The sequence below is a fragment of the Actinophytocola algeriensis genome, assembly GCF_014203735.1.
GTDB lineage: Bacteria > Actinomycetota > Actinomycetes > Mycobacteriales > Pseudonocardiaceae > Actinophytocola > Actinophytocola algeriensis.
Map to the genome: position 1 here is coordinate 775,509 of NZ_JACHJQ010000001.1, position 22,217 is coordinate 797,725.

Consider the following 22,217-nt stretch of genomic DNA (forward strand, 5'->3'; position numbering starts at 1 on the left):
CCGGGCTACCCGCGTCTGAGCAGTGCCGCCAGCGCGTAGGGGACGAGGTCGTGGCCGCGGCGGACCAGCCACGGCAGGCCCTTGAACACGAGCCAGCCCCACCTCGCGACCTTGCCGGGGACGCGCCCGCCCGCGCACACCAGTGAGATCTCGGTGTGGACGGTCGTGCCGAACGCGACCAACTGGGCCGCGATCGCGCGGGCGAGCAGCCGGTGGCCCAGCTCGGACGGGTGCAGCCGGTCGACCGCCCACGCCTCCGGTGTGTAGATGCCGGGCACCTGCCCCAGGTCGACGATCCCGACGCGGTGCGTGCGGGCAACGGTGTCGAGGACGACGTTGAGCGCCGCGATGCGGGAAGCAAGCGCTCTCCTGAGCGGCCCTGGCAGCCGGAACACCCGGTGGTGGTCGTGGTACTTCGCGGTGATCACGGTCGTTCCCGCCGCGACGAGCGTGCCGACGACGTGGTCGAGGTCGGCCAGCAGCCGCTCCGGGTCGAAGTCCGACCGCATCGTGTCGTTCATGCCGACCAGCAGCACGGCGACGTCGGGCCGCAACGCCAGCGCGGCGGGCAGCTGCGTCTCCAGGACCCCGCCGATGCGGGACCCGCTGACCGCCAGGTTCGCGAGGTGCGCACCACCGAGCGCCTCCGCGAGCAGTGGTGCGAAACCACGCCATCCCCCGCCGAGCGCGGGATCCCCGATGCCCACCCCGACCGAGTCGCCGAGCACGGCAAGTACCAGCCCCGTCGTGGGCGCCGCGTCCACCAGCACGGATGCATCATCCGCGCGCCGGTCGGACAGCCGATGAGAACGCGGTGAGCGCTCGGTGGCGTGTTGGGGAACTCCCCAGGACAGTCACGAATCCCGGCCCGGCGACAGGGACCAGCTCAGCCCCAGTGCGTCGGGCGGGTCAGTCCTGCCGGGAAGCGCGTGGCCTTGTCGCCCTGGGCGGCGTTCATCTGGAACTGGGTGAGGAACAGCGCGCCCGTCAGGTCGGCGCCCCGGACGTTCGCGTCCCGCAGGTCCGCGCCGAGCAGGTCCGCCTCGCGCAGGTCGGCACCGGACAGGTCGGCGCCGATGAGGTATGTCCCGCGCAGGTTCGCGCCGCGCAGTGCGGACTTGCGGAGCTGCGCGCCGACCAGGTCGGCGCCGCGGTGGTCCTTCTTGCCGCGGATCCCGGCGCGGAGTGTCTCGCTGGTGCGGGCCAGCAGTGGCCGGACGCGGTGGCGGAGTGCGTCGACGTCCGTTTCCAGAAGGGTTTTCGCGTTCGCGTGCGTGAGGTCCGTTACGTCCTTCAACGCGACGGACAGGTCGTCCGCGGGTGCCTTCGCCGACGCTTCCGTGAGGTACCAGAGGATCTCGTGCAGCTGGCGCATCACCGCGAACACGTCGAACATCTCGGTCGCGGTGTCCGGTGCGTCCCGCCAGGACACTCCGCCGTAGGTGACCTGAGCCACCTGCTGGCCCGCGCCAAGGCAGTCGAACACCGTGCAGCCGGGAAAGCCTTGCGGCCGCAGCGTTTCGTGGATGCCGCAGCGGAAGTCGGCCAGCAGGTTGGGGCACGCCGTACCAGCCGGTTTGCTGATCGCGAAGTCGCTGGAGCGCGCGAACGCCGGTGCGACACAACACAAGCCGAAGCAGCTGCCGCAGTCGGCCCGCAAGGTGGACATGACCTCACGGTAGCGTGTGCGCGTGAAACTGAACCGCAGGTCCGCACTCAGCCTCGGCACCGTCGCTACGGCCACTGCCGTGCTCGGTTCCGCCACCACCACCGCTGCCGCGGCGCCCGCCACGGACACGACCGCCGACCCGGCCCGGCGGGTCGGCCGCGTCTACGCCCGCGCGGTCGAGGCTTCGGGCGGCACGTGGTCGTCGCTGGTGACCGTCGGCGGCACGACCGCCGTCGAGGCCGGTGCCGACACGGTCGTCGAGGCCTACAGCGTCAACAAGATCGCGGTCGCCACCGCGGTGCTCGACAAGATCGACCGCGGGCTGCTGACGCTCGACCAGCGCGTCGACGTCACCGCCGACATCGTCATCCAGGACACCGACGGCATCTTCGCGCTCGACCGCGCCTACCCCAGCTCGATCACCCTCGGCCACGCGATGGCCAACCTGCTCACCGTGTCCGACAACACCGCCGTGCGCCTGTGCGGCCTGGTGTGCCCGGCGCTGGAGCTGAACGAGATCCTGCGCGGCAAGGGTTTCGTCCACACGCAGGTCGTGCCGGTGACCAACCCGAACCGGTTCTTCCTCGGCCAGACCACCCCGCGCGAGACGCACACGCTGCTGACGCGGCTCGTTGCCGGTGAGCTCCTGTCGCCGACGTCCACCGACTACCTGCTGAACGTGCTGCGCTCGACGTCCGCCTTCGTCGACGGCGTCCGCCTCAAGCTCACCACGCCGGAGCGCCTCCGGGTGGCGACGAAGGCGGGCTGGTTCAACGCGGGCCGCAACGAGGCGGGCGTGGTGTTCACGGCCGACGGCGCCGCGGGTGCCGTGTACTCACTGTTCGCGGCCGGCCCGTTCACCGGCGACGCGACGGTCAACGACACCGACTTCGGTGCCACCCACCCCGCACTGCAGGCCAGGCAGAAGCTGGGCCGCGCCCTGTTCGACGCGGTGGAAGCGGCCGCCCCGGCGGCCAAGCGCGTCCAGGCGACCCCGAAGTACCGCCCGTCGAACGGCGGCTGACCTGTCCTGAAAGACGGAGTCGGGACCGCTGCGATGCCACGAAGGGGCCCTTCGTCACGTTCAACGTGATGAAGGACCCCTTCGTAACGCCCGGTGCGATGAAGGACCCCTTCATGCCATCAGGCCGTGTCCCGAGCGTCTTCAGAGCATCGGGGTGACCGGCGCCGGGTCGGGGCGCTTGGCCACCAACCCGTCGCCGGGCTGGCGGCCGATCAGCTTGTTGCGGACCGTGTCGTGCACAGCGGGGTAGACGTGGTGGCGCAGCCACGACCAGTGCTGAGCCGCCGAGCGCCACACCGGTTCGCGGACAGCGGGCGGGAGTGGCGCGAGCCAGGCCGGGTCCGGCGTGAGCGCCAGGCTCGTCAGCACGTGTGCCGCAACCCGGTGGTGGCCGCGTGGGCCGAGGTGGAGCCGGTCGCCGCCGTAGAGGCGTTCGTCGTCGCAGTACTCGTCGTCGCGGACGTCGATCAGCAGCGTGCCGTGCTTCGTGGCGGTCTCGGTGATCAGGTCGTTCAGCCGGCGCACCCGAGGGCGCAGCCTGCCGAGGCCAGGCAGACGGGCGATGTCGGGCAGCGTGAACAGCACCACCGTCTCGGCGACCCCGGCCATCGTCGTCACGATCTCGTCCAGTGACTCGGCCGTGGTCCGCCACCGGCCCTGCAGCACGTCGTTGCCGCCGCCGAACAGCGTCACCAGGTCCGGGCGGTGCGCGACCGCGTTCGGCACCTGCTCGGTGAGGATCTGGTCCAGCCGCCTGCCGCGCACGGCGAGGTTCGCGTACTCGAGCGACGGCGACACCCGCGCCAGCTCGCCCGCGACCAGGTCCGCCCACCCCCGGTAGCCGCTGCCATCGGGGTACGGGTCGTCGAGACCCTCCGCACAGCTGTCCCCGATGGCGACGTATCTCCGGTAGTGCATTCGTCCAAGGTAGCCCTTCCGGTACACGATCTGTTCACCTCCGGGCAAGCTCACACACCCCGGCCCGCCCGGACCCGCAACGACCATGTGCCCTCATGAGAAGGCAACTGATCGGCTTGCTCGCCGGCGCTTTGCTGGTGGGTGGCACTGCGGTCACCGCCGCCACCGCCACCGCGGATCGCGGTCACGACAAGGAGTTCGACATCCAGGCCCACCGCGGTGGGCTCGGGCTCCGCTCCGAGAACACGCTCAGCTCGTTCGGCAACGCGCTCCGCCTCGGCGTCACCACGCTGGAGCTGGACCTCCAGATCACCGAGGACGGGCGGGCCGTCGTCACCCACGACCGCAGGGTCGCGGCGAACAAGTGCCTCGACACCGCGCCCGTCACGCCCGGCGACCCTGAGTTCCCGTACGTCGGCAAGTACGTGCGCGACCTGACGCTCGCCCAGGTCCGCACGCTCGACTGCGGCAGCATGAAGCTGTCCGGCAAACCGGAGCAGGCGGTCACGCCCGGCTCCCGGATGCCGCTGCTGCACGAGGTGTTCGACCTCGTCAAGCGCTACCGCGCCGACGACGTCAGGTTCAACATCGAGACGAAGGTCGAGGCGGGCGCACCGCACGAGACCGCGCCGCGCGAGCAGTTCGTGCAGGTCGCGGCGAAGGAGATCCGCGAGGCCGGGTTCCTGCGCCGCGTCACCATCCAGAGCTTCGACTGGGGCGCGCTGAAGCGGATGCGCCAGGTCGAGCCGCGGCTGCCGCTCGTCGCGCTCACCAACCACGACTTCCTGCAGACCGGGCAGCCCGGCGCGTCGCCGTGGCTCGGCGGCCTCGACATCGACGACTTCGGCGGCGACCCGATCCGCGCCATCAAGACGTTCGGTGCCACCACGTTCTCGCCCGTGCACGGCTTCCCGCAGGGCGGTTCGGTCGCCGACCCGGACTACCGGCCGTACGTCACGGCGGAGATGGTGCGGCACGCGCACCGCAACGGGATCAAGGTCGTGCCGTGGACCGTCGACGACTACCCGACGCTGCGCAAGCTCGTCGCCGACGGGGTCGACGGCATCATCACCGACTACCCGGACCGGCTGCGGGAGGTGGCGGCGGAGAACCACTTCCGGCTGCCACGCGCGTACGCGTCGCCGTTCGACATCCAGGCCCACCGCGGTGGCCGCGCGGTCCGGCCGGAGAACACCCTCGCCGCGTTCCGCAACGCGCTGGCCATGCCGGAGGTGTCCACACTGGAGCTCGACACGGGCGTCACGCAGGACGGTGTGCTGGTCGTCAGCCACGACCGCGCGGTCAACGGCTCGCACTGCGTCGACACCGCGCCCGCCAGGCCCGGTGACCCGGAGTTCCCGTACGTGGGCAAGCTGATCCACGACCTGACACTGCGGCAGCTGCGCACCATCGACTGCGGCTCGAAGACGCTGCCGGAGCTGCCGGAGCAGCAGCCGGTGCCGGGCGAGAAGATCCCGACGCTGCAGGAGGTGCTCGACCTCGCCACGTCGCGCGAGGACATCCGGCTGAACATCGAGACGAAGATCAGCCCGCTGGTGCGGGACACGCTGGAGTACCGCGAGTTCACGCGCAAGCTCGTGCGGGCGCTGGACCGGTGGACCGGCCGCGCCACGATCCAGTCGTTCGACTGGCGGACGATCCGGTACGCGCGGCAGCTCAACCCGAGGATCGAGACGGTGGCGCTGGTGTGGCAGTACGGCCCGGCCGAATGCCAGACCCTCGCCGACGAGTGCTCGTTGCGGGCTTCGTACGGTGACCCGTCGGTGAAGAGCCCGTGGACCGGCGGGCTGGATTGGTGGAAGCACCAGGATCTCGGGAAGCTGGTGCGGGCCTCGGGTGCGTCGACGGTGTCGTCGAACTGGCAGGTCCACGACCCGGCGCAGAGCGCGGTGCCGTCGCAGGACTGGTACCTGCGCACGGACCCGTCGTACTACCACGGCCCGTCGGTGTCCGCGCTGCGGCAGCAGGGGCTGAAGGTCGTGCCGTACACGGTGAACGACGAGGCGACGATGGACCGCGTGATCGCGCTCGGGGTCGACGGGTTGATCTCCGACGACCCCGGCCTGCTGGTGGCGGTGGCTAAGCGGGCCGGTCTGCGCTAGCCAGGGTCCGGAGGCGGAACCCGAGCACGACCAGGGTCAGCCCCCACACGATGGCGAAGGTGGCGATCGCGATGACCAGCGCGATCGCCCCTTCGGCAGGCTGCACGATGAGCAGCAGGCCGAGCACGAGCGCGACGATGCCGGACAACGCGAGGAACCACTCGTTGCTGATGACCTTCCGCAGCCGCACGGCCGCCGCGATCTGCATGACCCCCGCGATGATCGCCCACACGGCGATGATCACGAGCAACACGATCACGGTGATCTGCGGCCAGATCAGCGCGATGGCGCCGGCGACCACGCCGAGGATGCCGAGCGTGATCAGGTAGACCCGGTCGGTCCCCTGCCCGATCCCCATGACGATCGACGTGATCCCGTCGAGCAGCGTGTAGACACCGAACAGCAGCGCGAGCGCGAGAACGGTGATCCCGGGCCACGCGATGGCGAGGATCCCGAACAGAACGGCGACGACACCGCGCAGCACGATGAGGTGCCACCGGCGGGCGAGGAGTTCCAGCACACTCGAAATGGTCGACCTGTCGCGGGGATCCGGCAACGCGGTACCAGCAGATTCCGCCGTCCGGGTGCCTCAGGGCGGTGTGGGGGCCGGGTGCCGCGCCAGGAGCCCGGCGGCCGCGAACCCCAGCACCGCGCCCGCGAACGCGATGGCGATCCCCGTCCAGCACGTGAACCCGAACCGCACGACGCCGAGCACCAGGGGAGCCGCGAGGACCGGCGCCCACCAGCGGCGGCCGGGGTAGACCGCCGCGCTCAGGCCGAACGCGGCGAACCCGGCGAGCACCACCACCGCCTGCAAGCCCGTCACGCACGCGTTCCTGGGCGCGTCGGCCACGAACCACGTGGGCACCACACTGGCCACGGCACACGCGGAACCGAACGCGAACGCCGCCTGGGCGGCCCGGCCGGACCGCCCAGCCGACACACGTGCGACGACCAGGACGAGCACGAGGACACCGACGAAGGTCAGCACCGCGGGCACGGGGTTCCAGACCGGCATCGCCGACCCGGCCTCCCGCATCCGTTCGCCGGTCCAGTAGTCGTCGCCGGTCGATGGGCTGTGCACCGGAGTGCCCGCCGCGCCGTCGTCCGGCTCGAGCAGCAGGTACGCGCACAAGCCGCCGAAGACGAGCAGGGCGAGCACTCCGACTGTGCGCCTCACCGACGGTGATCCTTATCCGTTCGCGAACGTGCGGTACATGTTGCCCTCCGCGTCCGGGGTGTAATACGGCGAACGGAGGTTGCCGAAGATGTCGTTGTTGCTGGTGCCACCGTGCACCATGCCGACCCCGGTGCCATCCGGCCAGTCATCGTAGTCGAGCAGCCAGGGTCCGCCACTGGAACCGCCGCCGAGTCCGCAGGACATGGTTATCTGGCGGGGAAAGAAGACCGTGGCCTGTTCTGACGGGCCTTCGCAGTAGTACTGGTTCTGGCCGTCTTCCTGGTCACCCGGGTAGCCGATGACCACGTGGTGCTGTTCGAACGGGCCGCCGGTGGTCAACCCGTTGGCATAACCACCGACCGCGTCGATCAGGCGTTGCCCGTTGTCGTTGGTGTTCAGCAGGATGAGCGCCGAGTCGTAGCCGAAGCTGTCGTCGATGGTCCAGCCCTGCAGACTGACCAGGTTGTACGCCTCGAACTCGCCGTACGGCTGATCACCGTGGAAGTACCCGGGAACGAACAGGACGTTGTCGTGCCAGGTGTTGTCCTCGCCGCCACCGTGCACGCAGTGGCCCGCGGTGAACGCCATGTTCCGTGCCGGGCTGTTGACCACGCTGCCGGAACAGACGTAGTTCTCACCGTCCGACACGTCGGTGAAGAAGATCTTGCCGACGGTCCGGGTCCGGTAGATGTTGGTGCCGACGTCCCCGGTCGGCGCCAGCGGTGCCACCACATCCTGGGCCGGTGCGGCGGGCACCGGCTTCTGCTCCGGTTTTCCTTCCGTGGTGCGGAGTCGGTCCGCCGGCTTTGCCTCCCGCATCCGTTCCGGCGTCCAGTAGTCCGCCGCTCGGTTCGCCTCCGCCTGCGGAACCCGGTGCTGTACCACGGTGTTCGCGGAACCGGGTGCTTCCGCCGAGGAACCGGTGGCGGTGATCGTCAGCAACACACCGACGGCGACCAGGCTCGTACCGAGTCTTCGCGCGGTGCGCAACGTGCTGGATGTCAAGTGAACCCCCATGTCGGCGACCGGGGTGCGGGCACGACGAAACAGCCGCGACGCGGCTCGGGTAATCGAGATACCGGCCCCCCAGGCGCAATTGCCGATTACCGTTTCAAGCTAGCACGCCGAGCCCGGCTGGTCCGGTCCATCACCTGATCGGCGCAGTCCGGTGGCGGTGGCTCACACCAGGCCCGCGTCGTGGACCAGCAGGGCTATCTGGGTGCGGTTGCCAGCGTCCAATTTGGTCAGTACGCGGGTGATGTGGGACTTCACCGTCGCCACGCTCACGTGTAGTTCCTCGGCTATTTCCGCGTTCGTGCGGCCTTTGCCCACCGCCACCGCCACGTCGTGTTCGCGCGCAGACAGTGCCGCCAGCGCGGCGCGGGCGCGGGTGTACGCGCCTGCCTCCGTTGCGGCGCGGTCCATCAGGCGGCGGGTGATCGTCGGGGACAGCATCGGGTCGCCTGCCGCCACGCGCCGGACCGCGGCCGCTATCTCCGCCGGGGGCGCGTCCTTCAGCAGGAAGCCGCTCGCGCCCGCGCGTAGTGCGCGTAGCACGTTCTCGTCCGTGTCGAAGGTGGTGAGGACTATGACTTCCGGGGCGTTCGTCCTGGCCCGCACCTTCGCCGTCGCCGCGATGCCGTTGACCCTCGGCATGCGGATGTCCATCAGCACCACGTCGGTCGGGTGGGCGTCCAGGGCCGCGGTGACCTGGTCGCCGTCGCCTGCTTCGCCCACCACTCGCAGGCCGTCTGCGCCGTCCAGCATCATCGTCAGGCCGGAGCGGACCAAGGCGTCGTCGTCGACGATCAGGACCCGGATCATGGCCGCTCCTCGCGGGCCCCGGACGGTCGCGGTGTCCCTGATTCGCTCATGCCGGCCACGGTAGTGACGCCGACACCTGGAACTCCGTCGCGGTCGTGCGGTGGTCCAGCCTGCCGCCTGCCAGCCGCACCCGTTCTGTCAGGCCGACCAGACCCGTTCCCGTTCCCGGGATCGACGACGTGGTGCCCAGCGGGTTCGACACGTCGATCCGCAGCTTCGCGCCGGGGGTGCCGTCCAGCGCGATGCGCACCGGCTGGCCCGGGGCGTGTTTCCGCGCGTTCGTCAGTGCCTCCTGCACCACCCGGTACGCGGTCCTGCCGGTGGTGCCCGGGACCTCGGTGAGGCCCACGTCCCCGTTCAGCTCGACCGGGGTGCCGGTCGCTCGCGACTCCTCCACCAGCGTCGGCAGGTCCGCCAGCGCGGGTACCGGGCGGGCCAGGTCGTCCGGTTCCTCGCGTAGCAGGACGATCACGTCGCGCAGTTCGTCCAGTGCCTGGCGCACCGTCGTCCTGATCACGCCCGCCGCCTGTGACAGCCGCTCCGGGGGCTGGTCCGGGCGGTACTCCAGCGCACCGGCGTACGTCGCCAGCAGCGACAGCCGGTGCGCCAGCACGTCGTGCATCTCCCTGGCGATCGCCGCGCGTTCCGCCGCCCTCGCCTCCGCGACCCGCCTGCCCTGCTCGGCTTCGGCGCGTTCCGCCCGTTCCTGCAGGGACGTGATCACCGCCGCCCTCGCCGCGGCCAGCTGGCCCCAGCCGACCAGGCCCGCGTGCATGACGACCATCAGCGTCAGCCACCAGCCGAACGACAGGCCACTGGTCGGGTGCCACAGCCCCCGGACCGCGTGCGCGGCCACACCCGCGACCGCCACGCCCACCGCTGTCCACAGCGGACGGGTGCGCGCGATGTGCAGCGTCGCGATGTTGGCCACCGGGGTGCCCGTGCCCGCGAGTGCGGCCAGCACCGTCAGCACCAGCGCGACCGGCATCGGCCGGGAGAACAGCAGCGGGAACAGCGCCAGCCCGATGGCGCCCGCCGTGATCTCCAGCGCCGTCATCGACGGCGAGTTCCCGGCCTGGGCGTCGCCGTACACGATCGCCGCCATGAACACGGCGACCGTCGTCATGGTGAGCCACAGTTTGAGGCCGCACAGCCGGTCGTACACGGACCCGAGCGTACGAGCCGGACGGCGCGACGACCATCGACCAAAGTCGAGTTCGAACCCACCAGCCGGTCGATGTGCGACTCCACTCCGGCGCGCGACGCTACCGCCATGACCACGACAGTTCCGCGGACCTCCCTCTGGCCTGCGCTCGTCGGCGCGGTGCGCGGCACCGTGCTCGAGCTGGGGCCCGGCGACGGCGCCAACCTGCGGTACTACCACCCGGACGTGCGGCTGGTGGCCGTCGAACCCGACACCGCCGCACGGACGCGCACCAGCGCCGCCGCGGCCCGCCTCGGGCTGCGCGCACAGGTGCTCGACGGGCGTGCCGAGGCGCTGGCGCTGCCCGACGGCAGTGTCGACGCGGTCGTCTGCTCGTTCGTGCTGTGCTCGGTCGCCGACCAGGCCGCCGCGCTCGCCGAGGTACACCGCGTGCTGCGGCCCGGCGGCCGGTTCCTGTTCGCCGAGCACGTCGCCGCGCAGGCCGGCACCTGGGTGCGCCGAGGTCAGAACCTCGTCGCCGGGGTCACCGGGCTGGTCGGCGCACGTTGCCGGCCGAACCGGGAGACCGGCGCCGCCATCACCCGTGCCGGCTTCGACGTCGTCGACCTGCACCGCTTCGACCTGCCCGGGCCGCTCGGCGCCGGGATCCCGCACCTCGCCGGCGCCGCGGAGCGCCGGTGCGACCTGAAAGGACACATCGCATGACCAGCCGCATGACCAGTACCGAGACCGTGGAGGTCCCGGCCGCGGGCACGTACCGCATCGAGCCGGACGAGTCGACGGTCTCGTTCGCGACCCGGCACATGTTCGGGCTCGCCCCGGTCCGCGGCACGTTCGCGCTCCGGGAGGGCGTCGTGCACGTCGCCGACCCCGTGCAGACCTCGGCGGTGCGCGCCACCATCGCCGCGGACAGCTTCGACACCGGCCTCGCCGCACGCGACAACACCGTGCGGTCCGGCCAGTACCTCGACGTCGCGAAGCACCCCGACATCACGTTCACGGCGAACGGGGTGGCCCATGACGGCGGCTGGGTGCTGCGCGGCACGCTGACCGTGCGCGGCCGCACCGAACCGCTCGACGTGCGCGTCGACGAGGTACGCGTGCTCGACGGCACGCTGCGGCTGCGGGCCACCGCCGAGGTGGACCGCTATGCGTGGGACATCACCGCGATGAAGGGCATGACCGGCAGGCGGCTGCGCTTCACGCTGTCGCTCTCCGCCACTCAGGTCGCTATCGCATAGGCCTCGATCTCCACCGTCATGCGCGGGTCGACCAGCGCGCGGACCTCGACGAGTGTGGCCGCCGGGCGCACGTCACCGAACATCTCGGCGTGCGCCCTGGCGACCTGTAACTTGTCGCCGATGTCGGTCACGTACGTCACCGTCCGCACCACCGCCGCGGGGCCGCTGCCCGCCTCCTTCAGCGCCGTCTCGATGATCGACAGCGCCTCCTTCGCCTGCGTGTAGGTGTCCGTGCCGTCGAGGGCACGGGCACAGGTCCCGGCCACGTGGATGTGGTCGCCGACGCGGACGGCCCGGCTGTAGCCGTACACGTCCTCGAAGTCGCCACCGGAGGCGTAGTTCTCGCGCATGCCCGGCACAGTAACCGCGACCACCGACAACTCCGGATCCATTTACTTGACCTGGAGTCCGCTCCAGCTCGTACCGTCCCCCGGACAGCAGCGACCGAAGGGGGAGAAACCTTGCGCTACCGCGTACTCGGCGGCACCGGCATCGAGGTCAGCGTCCACTGCCTGGGCGCCATGATGTTCGGCTCGGTCGGCAACGCCGACCACGACGACGCCGTCCGGATCATCCACACCGCACTCGACGCGGGCATCAACTTCGTCGACACCGCCGACATGTACTCCATGGGCGAGTCCGAGGAGATCGTCGGGAAGGCGCTCAAGGGCCGCCGCGACGACGTCGTGCTCGCCACCAAGGTCCACTTCCCGATGGGCGACGGGCCGAACAAGGGCGGCAACTCGCGGCGCTGGATCGTCCACGAGGTGGAGCAGAGCCTGCGGCGGCTGGGCACGGACCGGATCGACCTGTACCAGGTCCACCGCCCGGACCACCGGACCGACATCGAGGAGACCCTGTCCGCGCTGACGGATCTCGTGCGGGCGGGCAAGATCCGCGCCTTCGGCAGCTCCGCGTTCCCCGCCTCGGACATGGTCGAGGCCTACCACGTGGCGGAACGCCGTGGCCTGCAACGGTTCCGCACCGAGCAGCCGCCGTACTCGTTGCTGGCACGCGGAATCGAGACAACCGTGTTGCCGACGGCGGCACGGCTCGGCATGGGCGTGCTGACCTGGAGCCCGCTCGCCTCCGGGTTCCTGTCCGGCAAGATCCGCCGCGGCCAGGACATCGACCTGACACGGGGGCGCGCGGCGATCACGCCGTTCCGGTTCGACCCGGCGCTGCCGGAGAACGCGGCGAAGTTCGACGCGCTCGAGCAGCTGGTCGAGGTCGCCGACGGGCTCGGCTGCACGCTGCCCGAGCTCGCGGTCGCGTTCGCCGCCGCGCACCCGGCGGTCACCTCGGTGATCATCGGCCCGCGCACCATGGCGCACCTGGAGGCCACGCTGAAGGGGGCGTCCGTGGCGCTGGACGACGCCACGCTGGACCGCATCGACGAGATCGTCGCGCCCGGTACCGACCTGTACCGCGCGGACGGCGCGTGGCTGCCGCCGGTGCTGGCGGACGCGAGCCTGCGGCGGCGCCCGGCAGGGGAGCGCGCCGCCGCCTGACTCGTCACACTTCCCCGTCGGGTCAGGTCAGGTGTGGTGACATGACTCTGGCCTGACCCGAGGGGGAGGGGTGTGATGCAGGAACAGCTGGCCGCGCGGTTCGAGGCCGACCGGGCCCACCTGCGGGCGGTGGCGTACCGGATGCTCGGCTCGGTGAGCGAGGCCGACGACGCCGTGCAGGAGGCGTGGCTGCGGTTCGCCCGGTCGGACACCAGCGAGGTCGAGAACCTGACGGGCTGGCTCACCACCGTCGTCGCCAGGGTCAGCCTGACCATGCTGCAGTCCAGGGCGCGCCGCGAGGAACCCGTCGAGTCGCTGCCGGAACCCGCGGCCGCGGCCGGGCCGGAGGACGAGACCGTGCTCGCCGACTCGGTGGGCCTCGCGCTGCTGGTCGTCCTCGACACGCTCGGTCCCGCCGAGCGGCTGGCGTTCGTCCTGCACGACATGTTCGCCGTGCCGTTCGAGGAGATCGCGCCCATCGTCGGGCGCACCCCGGCCGCGGCGCGGCAGCTCGCGAGCCGCGCCCGGCGGCGCGTGCAGGGTGCGGAGGCGCACGGGCACGACGTCGCCCGGCGCCGCCAGGTGGTGCGTGCGTTCCTCGCCGCGTCCCGGGGCGGCGACTTCGCGGGGCTGGTCGCCCTGCTGGACCCGAGCGCGACGCTGCGGTCCGACGACATGGCCGTCCGCATGGGCGGCAACCGCGAGGTCGTCGGTGCGGAAGCGGTCGCCCGCGACTTCTCCGGCCGGGCCCGCGACGCGCGGGCCGCGTTGCTCGACGGCCTGCCTGGTGCGGTGTGGGCGCCGCGCGGCAAGGTCCGCGTGGCCGTCCGGTTCTTCTTCGACGGCGACACCATCACGGGCATGGAACTGCTGGCCGACCCGGACCTGCTGGCCGGGCTGGACATCACCGTCGAGGACTGACCACGATCGCGGCATGACACGCGTGGTGGTCCTCGGCGGCACCGGGCACATCGGCGGCTACCTCGTGCCCCGGCTGGTCGCGGCCGGGCACGAGGTGACGGTCCTGACCAGGGGCAAGGCGACGCCGTACCGGCAGGACGGGGCGTGGTCGGCGGTCACGACGGTGGTCGCGGACCGGGACGCGGAGGAGGCGGCGGGCACGTTCGGCGCCCGCGTCCGCGACCTCGGACCGGACGTGGTGATCGACCTGATCTGCTTCACCCTCGCCAGCGCGCGGCACCTGGTGGAGGCGCTCACCGGGCGCGTCCAGCACTTCCTGCACTGCGGCACGATCTGGATCCACGGCCCGAGCGTGGAGGTACCCACCACGGAGGAGGCGCCGCGCCGCCCGTTCGGCGAGTACGGCGTGCGGAAGGCCGAGATCGAGGCCTACCTGCTCGACCAGGCCCGCAGGCACGGCTTCCCCGCCACCCTGTTGCACCCCGGGCACATCAGTGGGCCTGGCTGGGTGCCGGTCAACCCGGCGGGCAACCTCGACCTCGACGTGTACCGCAGGCTCGCCGAGGGGGAGGAGGTCGCGCTGCCGAACCTCGGTCTGGAGACGCTGCACCACGTGCACGCCGACGACGTCGCCCAGTCGTTCACGGCCGCGATGGCGCGCCGGTCGGTCGCGGTCGGGGAGAGCTTCCACGTCGTCTCGCCCGCCGCGCTGACCCTGCGCGGCTTCGCCGAGCGCGTCGCGGGCTGGTACGGCAGGGAGGCCGACCTGGCGTTCCTGCCGTGGGAGTGGTGGCGGGAGACGGTGACGCCGGCGGCCGCCGACCTGACCTGGGACCACATCGCGCACAGCCCGAACAGCAGCATCGCGAAGGCGCGACGGCTGCTCGGCTACCGGCCGAGGTACAGCTCGCTCGAGGCGGTCCGGGAGGCACTGGAGTGGCTGGCGGCCCACGACCGGGTGCCGAAGATGATGTGACCGACGTCACAAGAAGGGCTGTCGTGGGGCGCCGAGGCGGCCTCGACGTCCCGGGCGGAACATCGAACTCCGATGGGAGAACAGCCGTGAAGTACATGATCCTCCACTACGCCTCGCAGGCCGACTACGACGCGATGGCGGGCAAGGACACCCCGGCGGGCCGCGCGTGGACGCCGGACGAGGTCGCCGCGCTCGGCGACTTCATGGGCAGGTGGGCGAACGAACTGGTCGAGTCCGGCGAGTTCGTCGCCGGGCACGGCCTGGCCGCGCCCGTGCTGACGCGCCGGGTGGCGGAGAAGGACGGCGAGACCGTGGTGACCGACGGCCCGTACGCGGAGACCGCCGAGGTGATGGTCGGCCTCACGATCGTCGACTGCGCGAGCTACGACCGGGCCACCGAGATCGCCGCCAAGCTCGCGGCGACCCCGGCGCCCGCCCACGTCCAGGCCCGCGGGTACGTCGACATCCGGCCGCTGATCGACGGCCTGGCGGACATCGCGTGACGACCGCCGCGATCGAGGGCCTGCTGCGTGAGCTCGCGCCGCAGGTCCTCGGCGCGGTCGTCCGCCGCTACGGCCACTTCGACGCGGCCGAGGACGCGGTCCAGGAGGCGCTGATCGCGGCGGCCACGACCTGGCCGGACAGCGGTCTGCCGGAGAAGCCGAAGGCGTGGCTCATCACGGTCGCGTCCCGGCGGCTCACCGACCTGCTGCGCAACGAGCAGGCGCGGCAACGCCGCGAGGACACGTGGAAACTGTCCGCCACCGCGCCCGCTGCCGACGCGGACCAGGCCGACGACACGCTGATCCTGCTGTTCCTGTGCTGCCACCCGGCACTGCCGCGGACGCAGCAGATCGCGCTCACGCTGCGGTCGGTCGCCGGTCTCACCACGACCGAGATCGCGCGGGCGTTCCTGGTGCCCGAACCGACGATGGCGCAGCGCATCACGCGTGCCAAGCAGCGGGTCAAGGCGAGCGGCGTCCCGTTCCGCCTGCCCGCCGACCGCGAAGAACGGCTCGCGGCCGTACTGCGCGTGCTGTACCTGATCTTCACCGAGGGCTACGCGAGCACGGCGGGCCCGTCGGCCTACCGCGCCGAGCTGTCCCGGGAGGCGATACGCCTGACCCGCATCGTCCACCGCCTGATGCCGCGTGACGGCGAGGTCGGTGGGCTGCTCGCGCTGATGCTGCTGACCGACGCCCGCCGCGACGCTCGCGTCGGCTACGACGGCGCGCTGATCCCGCTCGCCGAGCAGGACCGTTCGTTGTGGCACGGGGACTTCGTCGAGGAGGGCGTCGGGCTGGTCACCGCGGCGATGTCGGCAGGCCCGTCCGGCCCGTACCAGCTGCAGGCCGCGATAGCCGCACTCCACGACGAGGCGCCGACGGCCGAGGAGACGGACTGGCCGCAGATCGAGGCGCTGTACCGGGTCCTCGCCGAGATGACCGGCAGTCCGATGGCGGCGCTCAACCACGCGGTGGCGGTGGCCATGGCCCGAGGTCCGGCACCCGCGCTCGCGATGGTCGAAGAGCTGGCGCACGACAAGCGGCTGACCGGCCACCACCGGCTCCACTCGGTCCGTGCCCACCTGCTGGAGCTCTCGGGAGACGCCGAGGGCGCGCTGGCCGAGTACCAGGAGGCCGCCCGGGGCACGCGGTCACTGCAGGAACAGCGCTACCTGCGGATGAAGGCGTCCGCTCTCGCGCACGACACCCGCGACTCCCGTGACGGAGGCCCAGCCCGGTGACACCGGCCGCCACGAGGCGGCCGAGGAACAGCCACAGCTTCCTTCTCCTCATCCGGTCATGGAGCTGTTACGATCCGATCCGGTTCGGATCGTAATTCTGGGAGGACAGTCATGCGTGTCATGGACTTCGATCACCTGGTGCTCAACGTGGCGGACGTGGAGCGGTCGCTCGCCTTCTACACCGGCCCGCTCGGCCTCGAGCCGATGCGGGTCGAGGAGTGGCGGGCGGGGACGCTGCCGTTCCCGTCGGTCCGGGTGAACGAGCACACGATCCTCGACCTGGTGGACAAGCCGCGCGGGGATTCCAACGTCGACCACTTCTGCCTGGTCGTGGAGCCGCTCGACTGGCAGGAGGTGATCGACGCCGGCACGTTCACCGTGCTGGAGGGCCCGGTCGGCCGGTCCGGCGCGCGGGGTGACGCGACGTCGATCTACGTGGCCGACCCGGACGGCAACACCATCGAGCTGCGCTGGTACCCGCAGGACGTGCGGGACGAGACGGTGTGAGCCCCGGTCGTCCCCGCGACACCGCCATCGACGCCGCGGTGCTCGACGCGACGGTCGCCGTCCTGCGGGAACGCGGCTGGTCCGGGTTCGCGCTCGAGACGGTCGCCGCCCGCGCGGGCACCACGAAGGCCGCGATCCGGCGCCGCTGGCCGGCCCGCCAGCGCCTGGTCATCGACGCCCTCGCCACCCTGCTGGCCAGCCCGCCCGCCCCGGACAACGGCTGCACCCGCTGCGACCTCATCCAGGGCGTCGGCCTGCTGACCGAGATGCTCAACGACCGCCTGCCGCCGGGAGTGCTGGCACCGCTGGTCGCGGACTGCGCGGATGCCGAGCTGCGGCGGCACCTGGTGGACACGCTGGTCGCACCCACCAGGGAGGCGGCCTTGATCGCCGTGCGCCGGGCCGTGGACCGCGGTGAGCTGCGAGCGGAGGTCGACCCGGACCTGGTCGTCGACCTGCTCGCGGCCACCGTCTACCAGCGCGCGTTGTTCGGCGACGCCCCGCAGGACGCGCGCACGCTGGTGGACGTGCTGCTGCGGGGCGTCGCCGTCGACTTCGAGCGGCTGGTGTGGATCAGCAAGCAGCCGAAGGAGCTGCGGCACCGGCACTGAGCGCGGCGCTCGCCCAGGCGGGGTCGCGGCCGGTCATGCCCAGGACGCGGTCGAGCAGCGGCGCGTCGGCGCGCACCGGCACCTCCGGTCCGTAGAGACCCATCTCGCGGCCCTGGCCCGCGCCTGCCGCGATCCCGTCGTAGGTGTACGCGAGCAGGTCGTCCGGCAGGTCCAGGCGCTGCCCGGTGGCACGGGCGAGGTCCCACGCGTGCACCACCAGTTCGCCGACGATCATCTCGCCGACCACCTGGGCGGGCCCCATGCTCGTGGTGCCCTCCCACGCGGACGTGGGCGCCCACGCCTGGACCGTGCGGGTCAGCTGCGCGAGCAGGTCGCCGCGCCAGTCCGTGCTGTCCACATCGGATGGTGACGCGTTCTCCTTGCGGCCGGCGGCTTCCAGCGACGGGCCCCAGTACAGCAGGTGGTGGACCAGCTCCCGCACGTCGAACTCGGCGCAGGGCGTCGGGTTCGTGAGCTGACCGGGTTCGATGGCGCGGACGACGTCGGCCAGAGCGTCGGCCGCGGTGGACATGTGTGACATGACGGCGAGGCTAGGTCGGCGGTACGCGGGCGGTATTGAACGAACGCGACATAGACTCGGCCACCGTGGGAAGGGATGTCCGCGAGGTCGGGAGCGCCTGGACGAAGTACCAGCGCCACGGCCACCCGGAACCGTCGGCGGCGCTGCGACCGTGGGTCGCGCGCTACTGGGTCGTGGACTGGGACTACGAGGAGCCCTACCGGCAGAAGATCGTGCCGTACCCGAACGTGCACCTGTCGTTCGGCGGGGGCCGCGCCGACGTGAACGGCGTGGTCAGCGGCCACCAGATCAAGGTCCTGGACGGTGTCGGGCACGTGTTCGGCGTCGCGTTCCGGCCCGGCTGCTTCCGCCCGTGGCTCGGCGCGGCGGTCTCGACGATCACCGACCGGGTGGTACCCGCGGCCGAGGTGTTCGGGCCGGACGTGCCGGCGGACCCGGACGCCGCGACGGTCGACCGGTTCCTGCTCGGCCACCTGCCGGAGCCCGATCCGCGTGCGTTCGCCGCGGCGGACGCGGTGGCGGCCATCGCGGACCACCCGGACGTGACCAGGGTCGAGACGCTCGCCGAGCGCTTGAGGATGAGCGTGCGCGGGGTGCAGCGGCTGTTCGCCGAGTACGTCGGCATCGGGCCGAAGTGGGTGATCCGCCGCTACCGCCTGCACGAGGTGACCGAGCGGATGGCGGCCGGCGGCGACATCGACTGGGCCGCTCTCGCCGCCGACCTCGGCTACGCGGACCAGGGCCACTTCATCCGCGACTTCAAGAGCATGTTCGGCGAACCACCCACCTGGTACGCACAGCGCTACTGACTCCGCGCGGACGGTCCGGCCAGCGCGTAGGCCACCAGACCCACCGCGCCGAGCACGCACGCGGCGACCGTCGCGGCGCCGGAGTGAGCGGGCTGGACCGGCCACGTCAGCAGCGGCGCGGGCGGGGTCCTCGCCGCGAGGATCGCGGTGACGCCGACGACCGTCCACACCATCGGCACACACCACGCGAGCCCACCACCCAGCACGACGACCCCCAGCGCGGCCAGGCCGGTCAGCCCGATCGCGTTGCGCACCACCACGTCCGCGGGCATCCCCAGTGCCGCGACGGACCCCGCCGCCACCACGCAGACCGTGACCGCGTGGACCGCCCTGCGCGGCCGCCAGTCCAGTGCCGCGGTCCGCTCCAGTGACGGGTCCGGTCCCGCGAGCGACGTGGCCGCCACCGACACGACGACCGTGACCGCGAACAACGCGAGCACCACCCGGGTGATCTCCGCGTCGCTCCCTGCCGCGAGCAGCCCGAGCGCGGCGGCGGACACGAGGGCGATCCCCGTGCTCGCCGCCGCCCGCCGCGACCGCACGTACAGCAGGAGCCACCTCATGCCGTGGCCAAGGTGGACAGGTCGCCGCGGCAGTCGAGCGCGGCCTCGCGGTAGGCGGCCATCCGCGCCGCCTGCTCCGCCGCGGGCAGCGACCGCAGCTCCTGCCACGTCGCGCGGATGTCGTCCTCCGCGGCGTCCCACACGTCGTCGGAGCCGGGATATGGCGCCAGTTCGCCGGTGAACCACGACGTCGCGACGATGCGGGCCCCGACCTGGCTGGTCACGGTGTCCCAGTCCGAGGTGTGCACGCACGACGGGGTTCCCGCGCCGGCGAGCAGGGTGAGCTTGAGGCGCTCCGGATCGGTGACCGGGCCTGCGAAGAAGAGCACGGGCACCACGTCCGGCGACGGTGACCGGAAGTCGTCGGCGGGTGGGTACTCGGTGACCGACGTCGGTGGCGAGGGGAGTTTTCCGAGCAGTGCCAATGCTTCGCGTGCGGGGCCGACGAGTGCCGGCAGGTAGCCCTCGTGTGCCCGCATGACGCACACCCTCGGCCCGTCGGTGTCGCACACCAGTACCCGCGCGTCCTCGTCGGCCACCACCGGACTGTCCACACCCGACAGGACCGGCACGGTCACCGCCGCGGCCAGCGCGACCGGCAGCAGCGCGGCGACCCGTGCCCGTGCCCGCGCCGCGACGGCCAGGCAGAAGCCGGTGGCGCCGATCCCCGTGAACCACAACGCCTGCGTGGCGGTCACCGCCGGGTCGACCGTGGTGAACACGGTGATGTCCGGCGCCTCGAACGCCGGTGTCAGCAGCAGCGGCCACCCCCGCTGGATCACCGCGATCTGCGCCGCGAGCGCGGCGACGGCCAGCACCGGCGGAGTGATGAGCGACGGTAGGAGCCGCCCGATCCCGAAGCCCAGCAACGCGATCCCGACCAGAGCCGGCACCATGACCCCGGCCACCGGCAGCCATCCGATGGGGAAGTAGCTCGCGTTCGCCGCCACCTGCACACCGCCGACCGCCAGCAGCACGAGGTAGCCCGCGGTGAGCGCGATCGAGACCGCGCCCACTGTCGGCAGCAGTCGCCGCCACATGGGCTTCGGGGCCGAAGCGAACAGCTCGGTCACCCGCGACCGCCCGTCCCGCATCCCTTGCCACGCCCCGATCCCCAGCACGAACGGCCACAGGAACAGCGTCAGGTAACGGGTCCACTGGGCGAGCCCGATCCACTGCTCGTGCCACGGCGCGGTGTTCTTCCACCACGGCCCGGACAGCGAGTAGACGAGGCCGAGGGAGAAGACCACCAGGCCGATCCCCAGCACGGGCGCGGTGGAGCGCCGCAGTTCGGTGCGCAGGATCATCGGCCCGCACCTCGCGCCAGCAGCGCCGAGTAGCCGCGTTCCATCGGGCTGTCACCGGCATCGGCGTCGGTGCCCGCGGCCGCGAGTTCCGCCGACGCGCCCTGGAACACGACCTTGCCGGCGTCCAGCAGCACCACGTCGGTGCACGCGGCGGCCACGTCCTCGACGAGGTGCGTCGACACCACGACGCACGTGTCGCCGGCGAACTCCCGCAGCAGCCGCCGGAAGTCCATGCGTTGCGTGGGATCCAGCCCGGCGGTGGGCTCGTCCAGCAGCAGGATCGCCGGGTCGTTGACGATCGCCTGCGCGATGCCCGCCCGTCGCACCATGCCGCCGGACAGCGTCTTCAGCTTGTCGTCGGCGCGGTCCGTGAGACCGACCCGCTCGATCGCGCGCTGCACCGCGCCGGGCAGGTCCGCCTTCGGCATTTCCTTGAGCCACGCCATGTACTCGACGAACTCGCGCACCGTGAACCGGCGGTAGTGACCGAACTCCTGCGGCAGGTAACCGAGCCTGCGGCGCACGGCCCTCGGGTCGGCGCCGCCGAGCAGGTCCAGCTCGCCGCCCGCCGGGCGCAACACCGTCGCGAGCGCGCGGATCAGCGTGGTCTTGCCGGCGCCGTTGGGGCCGAGCAGCCCGTGGACGCCGGTGGTGAGCGACAGGTCCACCCCGTCGACCGCCATCCGCCGCCCAGCGCGGACCCGCAGGCCCTGCGCGTGGATCTGATGCGGATAGGTCGTCGGCGCGATCTCGGCCGCACTGACCATGCGAGGCATGTTGTCTCCTTCAGAGTTCGAGCCGCGTGAAGACGGCGGCACGCAGCCGGACCACAGCCGCGCCCGCCACGAGCACGGCCGCCCACACCCCCAGTGCGGCCGGTTCGAGCACCGCGGGCGGCCGTGCCGTGACGAGGCTCGGCCCGATGACGAGCGCCGCCCACCCGCCCACCAGGACGGCCGCCGCGCGGCGCACGCCGGTGAAGGCGCCGAGCGCGAGCGTGGCGACCGTGAAAGCCAGGCAGGGCAGGAGCCACCGCAGCGGCGAGGTCCAGGTGGCGACCGCCAGGAGCGGGATCACCACGGCGAGGACCGCGACCGTGCGGCGCAGCACCAGGTACAGCCCGGCCCTCGGGGTGGCGGCGACCAGCTCGTGGGCCGGGTCGAGCCCGCGCGCCCAGGCCGCCGCCACACCCGCGACCGGTGCGATCGGGGCGAGCAGCAACGCGAGCGACGGGAAGGGCTGCGGGATGAGCCGGTCGGCCACCAGCGCGAGGAGGGTGATCAGCACCGTCATCCCGAGCCACGGCCCCATCGCGGGGGTGGCCCAGGTGGCGAGCCACCGGCCGCGACGGACGGGCGCCGGTTCCGGTGACGGTTCGAGGCCCGCCCACACCTGGTCCAGGAGCGGGGTGACGGACACCGCCTGCGCGGCGAGCCGCGCCCGGCAGTCCGCGCACGACTCGAGGTGCACCTCGACCGCCCACACGACGTCGGCGGCGAGGTCGTCCCCGTCCGCGTAGCCGCGCAGCAGTTCGGTGGACGCGTGCCAGGTCATCTGTGCCCCATGGTTCGCTCCGCAAG

At 72.0% G+C, this 22,217-nt stretch carries 25 protein-coding genes and 2 pseudogenes; 13 read left to right on the forward strand and 14 right to left on the reverse strand.

Annotation, left to right across the window (positions count from 1 at the left end):
* Positions 1-5: 5 nt before the first annotated feature.
* On the reverse strand, positions 6-770 hold the full coding sequence (locus FHR82_RS03615; RefSeq protein ID WP_311770850.1) for an SGNH/GDSL hydrolase family protein: 765 nt from the start codon (positions 768-770) through the stop codon (positions 6-8).
* Positions 771-886: 116 nt separating this feature from the next.
* Positions 887-1,669, reverse strand: coding sequence for a pentapeptide repeat-containing protein (locus FHR82_RS03620; RefSeq protein WP_184808762.1), 783 nt, complete (start codon positions 1,667-1,669; stop codon positions 887-889).
* Positions 1,670-1,691: 22 nt separating this feature from the next.
* Here FHR82_RS03620 and FHR82_RS03625 point away from each other — a divergent pair, with 22 nt between their 5' ends.
* Positions 1,692-2,693, forward strand: coding sequence for a serine hydrolase (locus FHR82_RS03625; protein WP_311770851.1), 1,002 nt, complete (start codon positions 1,692-1,694; stop codon positions 2,691-2,693).
* A gap of 141 nt (positions 2,694-2,834) precedes the next feature.
* On the opposite strand, the gene FHR82_RS03630 is transcribed toward FHR82_RS03625, so the two are convergent.
* Positions 2,835-3,611 (reverse strand): SGNH/GDSL hydrolase family protein, encoded by a 777-nt coding sequence (locus FHR82_RS03630; RefSeq protein WP_184808764.1) that lies wholly within the window; start codon positions 3,609-3,611, stop codon positions 2,835-2,837.
* 95 nt (positions 3,612-3,706) lie between these two features.
* Between FHR82_RS03630 and FHR82_RS45620 the strand changes: the two are divergent.
* Together FHR82_RS45620 and FHR82_RS45625 are read left to right on the forward strand one after the other, a co-directional pair.
* A pseudogene (locus FHR82_RS45620) lies at positions 3,707-4,747 on the forward strand (glycerophosphodiester phosphodiesterase); the annotation flags it as partial.
* Between the two features lie 36 nt (positions 4,748-4,783).
* Positions 4,784-5,734, forward strand: a pseudogene (locus FHR82_RS45625) (glycerophosphodiester phosphodiesterase family protein); the annotation flags it as partial.
* Here FHR82_RS45625 and FHR82_RS03640 read toward each other — a convergent pair.
* The 5 genes from FHR82_RS03640 to FHR82_RS03660 form a co-directional block, all read right to left on the reverse strand.
* On the reverse strand, positions 5,712-6,254 hold the full coding sequence (locus tag FHR82_RS03640) for an HdeD family acid-resistance protein (RefSeq protein ID WP_184808766.1): 543 nt from the start codon (positions 6,252-6,254) through the stop codon (positions 5,712-5,714). The pseudogene FHR82_RS45625 and the gene FHR82_RS03640 overlap by 23 nt on opposite strands.
* Positions 6,255-6,323: 69 nt before the next feature.
* The gene (locus tag FHR82_RS03645) at positions 6,324-6,914 is read right to left on the reverse strand and encodes a hypothetical protein (protein ID WP_184808767.1); all 591 of its coding nucleotides are present in this window, start codon (positions 6,912-6,914) and stop codon (positions 6,324-6,326) included.
* 12 nt (positions 6,915-6,926) lie between these two features.
* Positions 6,927-7,919, reverse strand: a complete 993-nt coding sequence (locus tag FHR82_RS03650; RefSeq protein ID WP_184808768.1) for a trypsin-like serine peptidase — start codon at positions 7,917-7,919, stop codon at positions 6,927-6,929.
* 174 nt (positions 7,920-8,093) lie between these two features.
* A complete protein-coding gene (locus FHR82_RS03655) occupies positions 8,094-8,738 on the reverse strand; it encodes a response regulator transcription factor (RefSeq protein WP_184808769.1) in 645 nt (214 codons plus the stop codon).
* A 46-nt stretch (positions 8,739-8,784) separates the two neighbouring features.
* Positions 8,785-9,903 carry a sensor histidine kinase gene (locus FHR82_RS03660; protein ID WP_311770852.1) on the reverse strand — a complete coding sequence of 373 codons (1,119 nt, stop codon included), beginning with the start codon at positions 9,901-9,903 and terminating at the stop codon, positions 8,785-8,787.
* A 108-nt stretch (positions 9,904-10,011) separates the two neighbouring features.
* Here FHR82_RS03660 and FHR82_RS03665 point away from each other — a divergent pair, with 108 nt between their 5' ends.
* Complete coding sequence (locus FHR82_RS03665; RefSeq protein ID WP_184808770.1) at positions 10,012-10,608, forward strand: class I SAM-dependent methyltransferase; 597 nt, start codon at positions 10,012-10,014, stop codon at positions 10,606-10,608.
* Positions 10,605-11,144, forward strand: a complete 540-nt coding sequence (locus tag FHR82_RS03670) for a YceI family protein (RefSeq protein WP_225943960.1) — start codon at positions 10,605-10,607, stop codon at positions 11,142-11,144. The genes FHR82_RS03665 and FHR82_RS03670 overlap by 4 nt, the downstream gene beginning before the upstream one ends.
* Here the strand turns inward: FHR82_RS03670 and FHR82_RS03675 are convergent.
* On the reverse strand, positions 11,126-11,536 hold the full coding sequence (locus FHR82_RS03675; RefSeq protein ID WP_225943959.1) for a Rid family hydrolase: 411 nt from the start codon (positions 11,534-11,536) through the stop codon (positions 11,126-11,128). The two genes, FHR82_RS03670 and FHR82_RS03675, sit on opposite strands and share 19 nt — an antisense overlap.
* Before the next feature lie 69 nt (positions 11,537-11,605).
* Here FHR82_RS03675 and FHR82_RS03680 point away from each other — a divergent pair, with 69 nt between their 5' ends.
* From FHR82_RS03680 to FHR82_RS03710, 7 genes are all read left to right on the forward strand, one after another.
* A complete protein-coding gene (locus tag FHR82_RS03680; RefSeq protein ID WP_184808772.1) occupies positions 11,606-12,655 on the forward strand; it encodes an aldo/keto reductase in 1,050 nt (349 codons plus the stop codon).
* A 75-nt stretch (positions 12,656-12,730) separates the two neighbouring features.
* Positions 12,731-13,576, forward strand: a complete 846-nt coding sequence (locus FHR82_RS03685) for a sigma-70 family RNA polymerase sigma factor (RefSeq protein WP_184808773.1) — start codon at positions 12,731-12,733, stop codon at positions 13,574-13,576.
* 13 nt (positions 13,577-13,589) lie between these two features.
* On the forward strand, positions 13,590-14,552 hold the full coding sequence (locus FHR82_RS03690) for an NAD-dependent epimerase/dehydratase family protein (RefSeq protein WP_184808774.1): 963 nt from the start codon (positions 13,590-13,592) through the stop codon (positions 14,550-14,552).
* A 95-nt stretch (positions 14,553-14,647) separates the two neighbouring features.
* On the forward strand, positions 14,648-15,055 hold the full coding sequence (locus FHR82_RS03695) for a YciI family protein (protein ID WP_221463423.1): 408 nt from the start codon (positions 14,648-14,650) through the stop codon (positions 15,053-15,055).
* Positions 15,052-16,299, forward strand: a complete 1,248-nt coding sequence (locus FHR82_RS03700) for an RNA polymerase sigma factor (protein ID WP_184808776.1) — start codon at positions 15,052-15,054, stop codon at positions 16,297-16,299. Before FHR82_RS03695 ends, FHR82_RS03700 begins: the two co-directional genes overlap by 4 nt.
* A 111-nt stretch (positions 16,300-16,410) precedes the next feature.
* Entirely contained in the window at positions 16,411-16,806 is a 396-nt protein-coding gene (locus FHR82_RS03705) for a VOC family protein (protein ID WP_184808777.1), read from the forward strand.
* The gene (locus FHR82_RS03710; protein ID WP_184808778.1) at positions 16,803-17,417 is read left to right on the forward strand and encodes a TetR/AcrR family transcriptional regulator; all 615 of its coding nucleotides are present in this window, start codon (positions 16,803-16,805) and stop codon (positions 17,415-17,417) included. The genes FHR82_RS03705 and FHR82_RS03710 overlap by 4 nt, the downstream gene beginning before the upstream one ends.
* On the opposite strand, the gene FHR82_RS03715 is transcribed toward FHR82_RS03710, so the two are convergent.
* Positions 17,380-17,958 carry a TIGR03086 family metal-binding protein gene (locus FHR82_RS03715; RefSeq protein ID WP_311770853.1) on the reverse strand — a complete coding sequence of 193 codons (579 nt, stop codon included), beginning with the start codon at positions 17,956-17,958 and terminating at the stop codon, positions 17,380-17,382. The genes FHR82_RS03710 and FHR82_RS03715 overlap by 38 nt on opposite strands.
* Before the next feature lie 65 nt (positions 17,959-18,023).
* Between FHR82_RS03715 and FHR82_RS03720 the strand changes: the two genes are divergently transcribed.
* A complete protein-coding gene (locus tag FHR82_RS03720) occupies positions 18,024-18,767 on the forward strand; it encodes an AraC family transcriptional regulator (protein WP_184808779.1) in 744 nt (247 codons plus the stop codon).
* Here the strand turns inward: FHR82_RS03720 and FHR82_RS03725 are convergent.
* The 4 genes from FHR82_RS03725 to FHR82_RS47235 are packed head-to-tail and all read right to left on the reverse strand — an operon-like array spanning position 18,761 to position 22,191.
* Positions 18,761-19,330 (reverse strand): hypothetical protein, encoded by a 570-nt coding sequence (locus FHR82_RS03725; RefSeq protein ID WP_184808780.1) that lies wholly within the window; start codon positions 19,328-19,330, stop codon positions 18,761-18,763. The two genes, FHR82_RS03720 and FHR82_RS03725, sit on opposite strands and share 7 nt — an antisense overlap.
* Positions 19,327-20,637, reverse strand: coding sequence for a hypothetical protein (locus FHR82_RS03730; protein ID WP_184808781.1), 1,311 nt, complete (start codon positions 20,635-20,637; stop codon positions 19,327-19,329). The genes FHR82_RS03725 and FHR82_RS03730 overlap by 4 nt, the downstream gene beginning before the upstream one ends.
* The gene (locus FHR82_RS03735) at positions 20,634-21,413 is read right to left on the reverse strand and encodes an ABC transporter ATP-binding protein (protein WP_184808782.1); all 780 of its coding nucleotides are present in this window, start codon (positions 21,411-21,413) and stop codon (positions 20,634-20,636) included. Before FHR82_RS03735 ends, FHR82_RS03730 begins: the two co-directional genes overlap by 4 nt.
* A gap of 10 nt (positions 21,414-21,423) precedes the next feature.
* On the reverse strand, positions 21,424-22,191 hold the full coding sequence (locus FHR82_RS47235) for a cupin domain-containing protein (RefSeq protein ID WP_184808783.1): 768 nt from the start codon (positions 22,189-22,191) through the stop codon (positions 21,424-21,426).
* Between the last annotated feature and the right edge of the window lie 26 nt (positions 22,192-22,217).

Coding starts and splice junctions, on each gene's coding strand:
- FHR82_RS03685 (WP_184808773.1), top strand. CDS start 12,731: ATGCAGGAACAGCTGGCCGCGCGGTTCGAGGCCGACCGGGCCCACCTG.
- FHR82_RS03695 (WP_221463423.1), top strand. CDS start 14,648: ATGATCCTCCACTACGCCTCGCAGGCCGACTACGACGCGATGGCGGGC.
- FHR82_RS03725 (WP_184808780.1), bottom strand. CDS start 19,330: ATGAGGTGGCTCCTGCTGTACGTGCGGTCGCGGCGGGCGGCGGCGAGC.
- FHR82_RS03715 (WP_311770853.1), bottom strand. CDS start 17,958: ATGTCACACATGTCCACCGCGGCCGACGCTCTGGCCGACGTCGTCCGC.
- FHR82_RS03620 (WP_184808762.1), bottom strand. CDS start 1,669: ATGTCCACCTTGCGGGCCGACTGCGGCAGCTGCTTCGGCTTGTGTTGT.
- FHR82_RS03730 (WP_184808781.1), bottom strand. CDS start 20,637: ATGATCCTGCGCACCGAACTGCGGCGCTCCACCGCGCCCGTGCTGGGG.
- FHR82_RS47235 (WP_184808783.1), bottom strand. CDS start 22,191: ATGACCTGGCACGCGTCCACCGAACTGCTGCGCGGCTACGCGGACGGG.
- FHR82_RS03735 (WP_184808782.1), bottom strand. CDS start 21,413: ATGCCTCGCATGGTCAGTGCGGCCGAGATCGCGCCGACGACCTATCCG.
- FHR82_RS03670 (WP_225943960.1), top strand. CDS start 10,605: ATGACCAGCCGCATGACCAGTACCGAGACCGTGGAGGTCCCGGCCGCG.
- FHR82_RS03630 (WP_184808764.1), bottom strand. CDS start 3,611: ATGCACTACCGGAGATACGTCGCCATCGGGGACAGCTGTGCGGAGGGT.
- FHR82_RS03705 (WP_184808777.1), top strand. CDS start 16,411: ATGCGTGTCATGGACTTCGATCACCTGGTGCTCAACGTGGCGGACGTG.
- FHR82_RS03690 (WP_184808774.1), top strand. CDS start 13,590: ATGACACGCGTGGTGGTCCTCGGCGGCACCGGGCACATCGGCGGCTAC.
- FHR82_RS03665 (WP_184808770.1), top strand. CDS start 10,012: ATGACCACGACAGTTCCGCGGACCTCCCTCTGGCCTGCGCTCGTCGGC.
- FHR82_RS03675 (WP_225943959.1), bottom strand. CDS start 11,536: ATGGATCCGGAGTTGTCGGTGGTCGCGGTTACTGTGCCGGGCATGCGC.
- FHR82_RS03655 (WP_184808769.1), bottom strand. CDS start 8,738: ATGATCCGGGTCCTGATCGTCGACGACGACGCCTTGGTCCGCTCCGGC.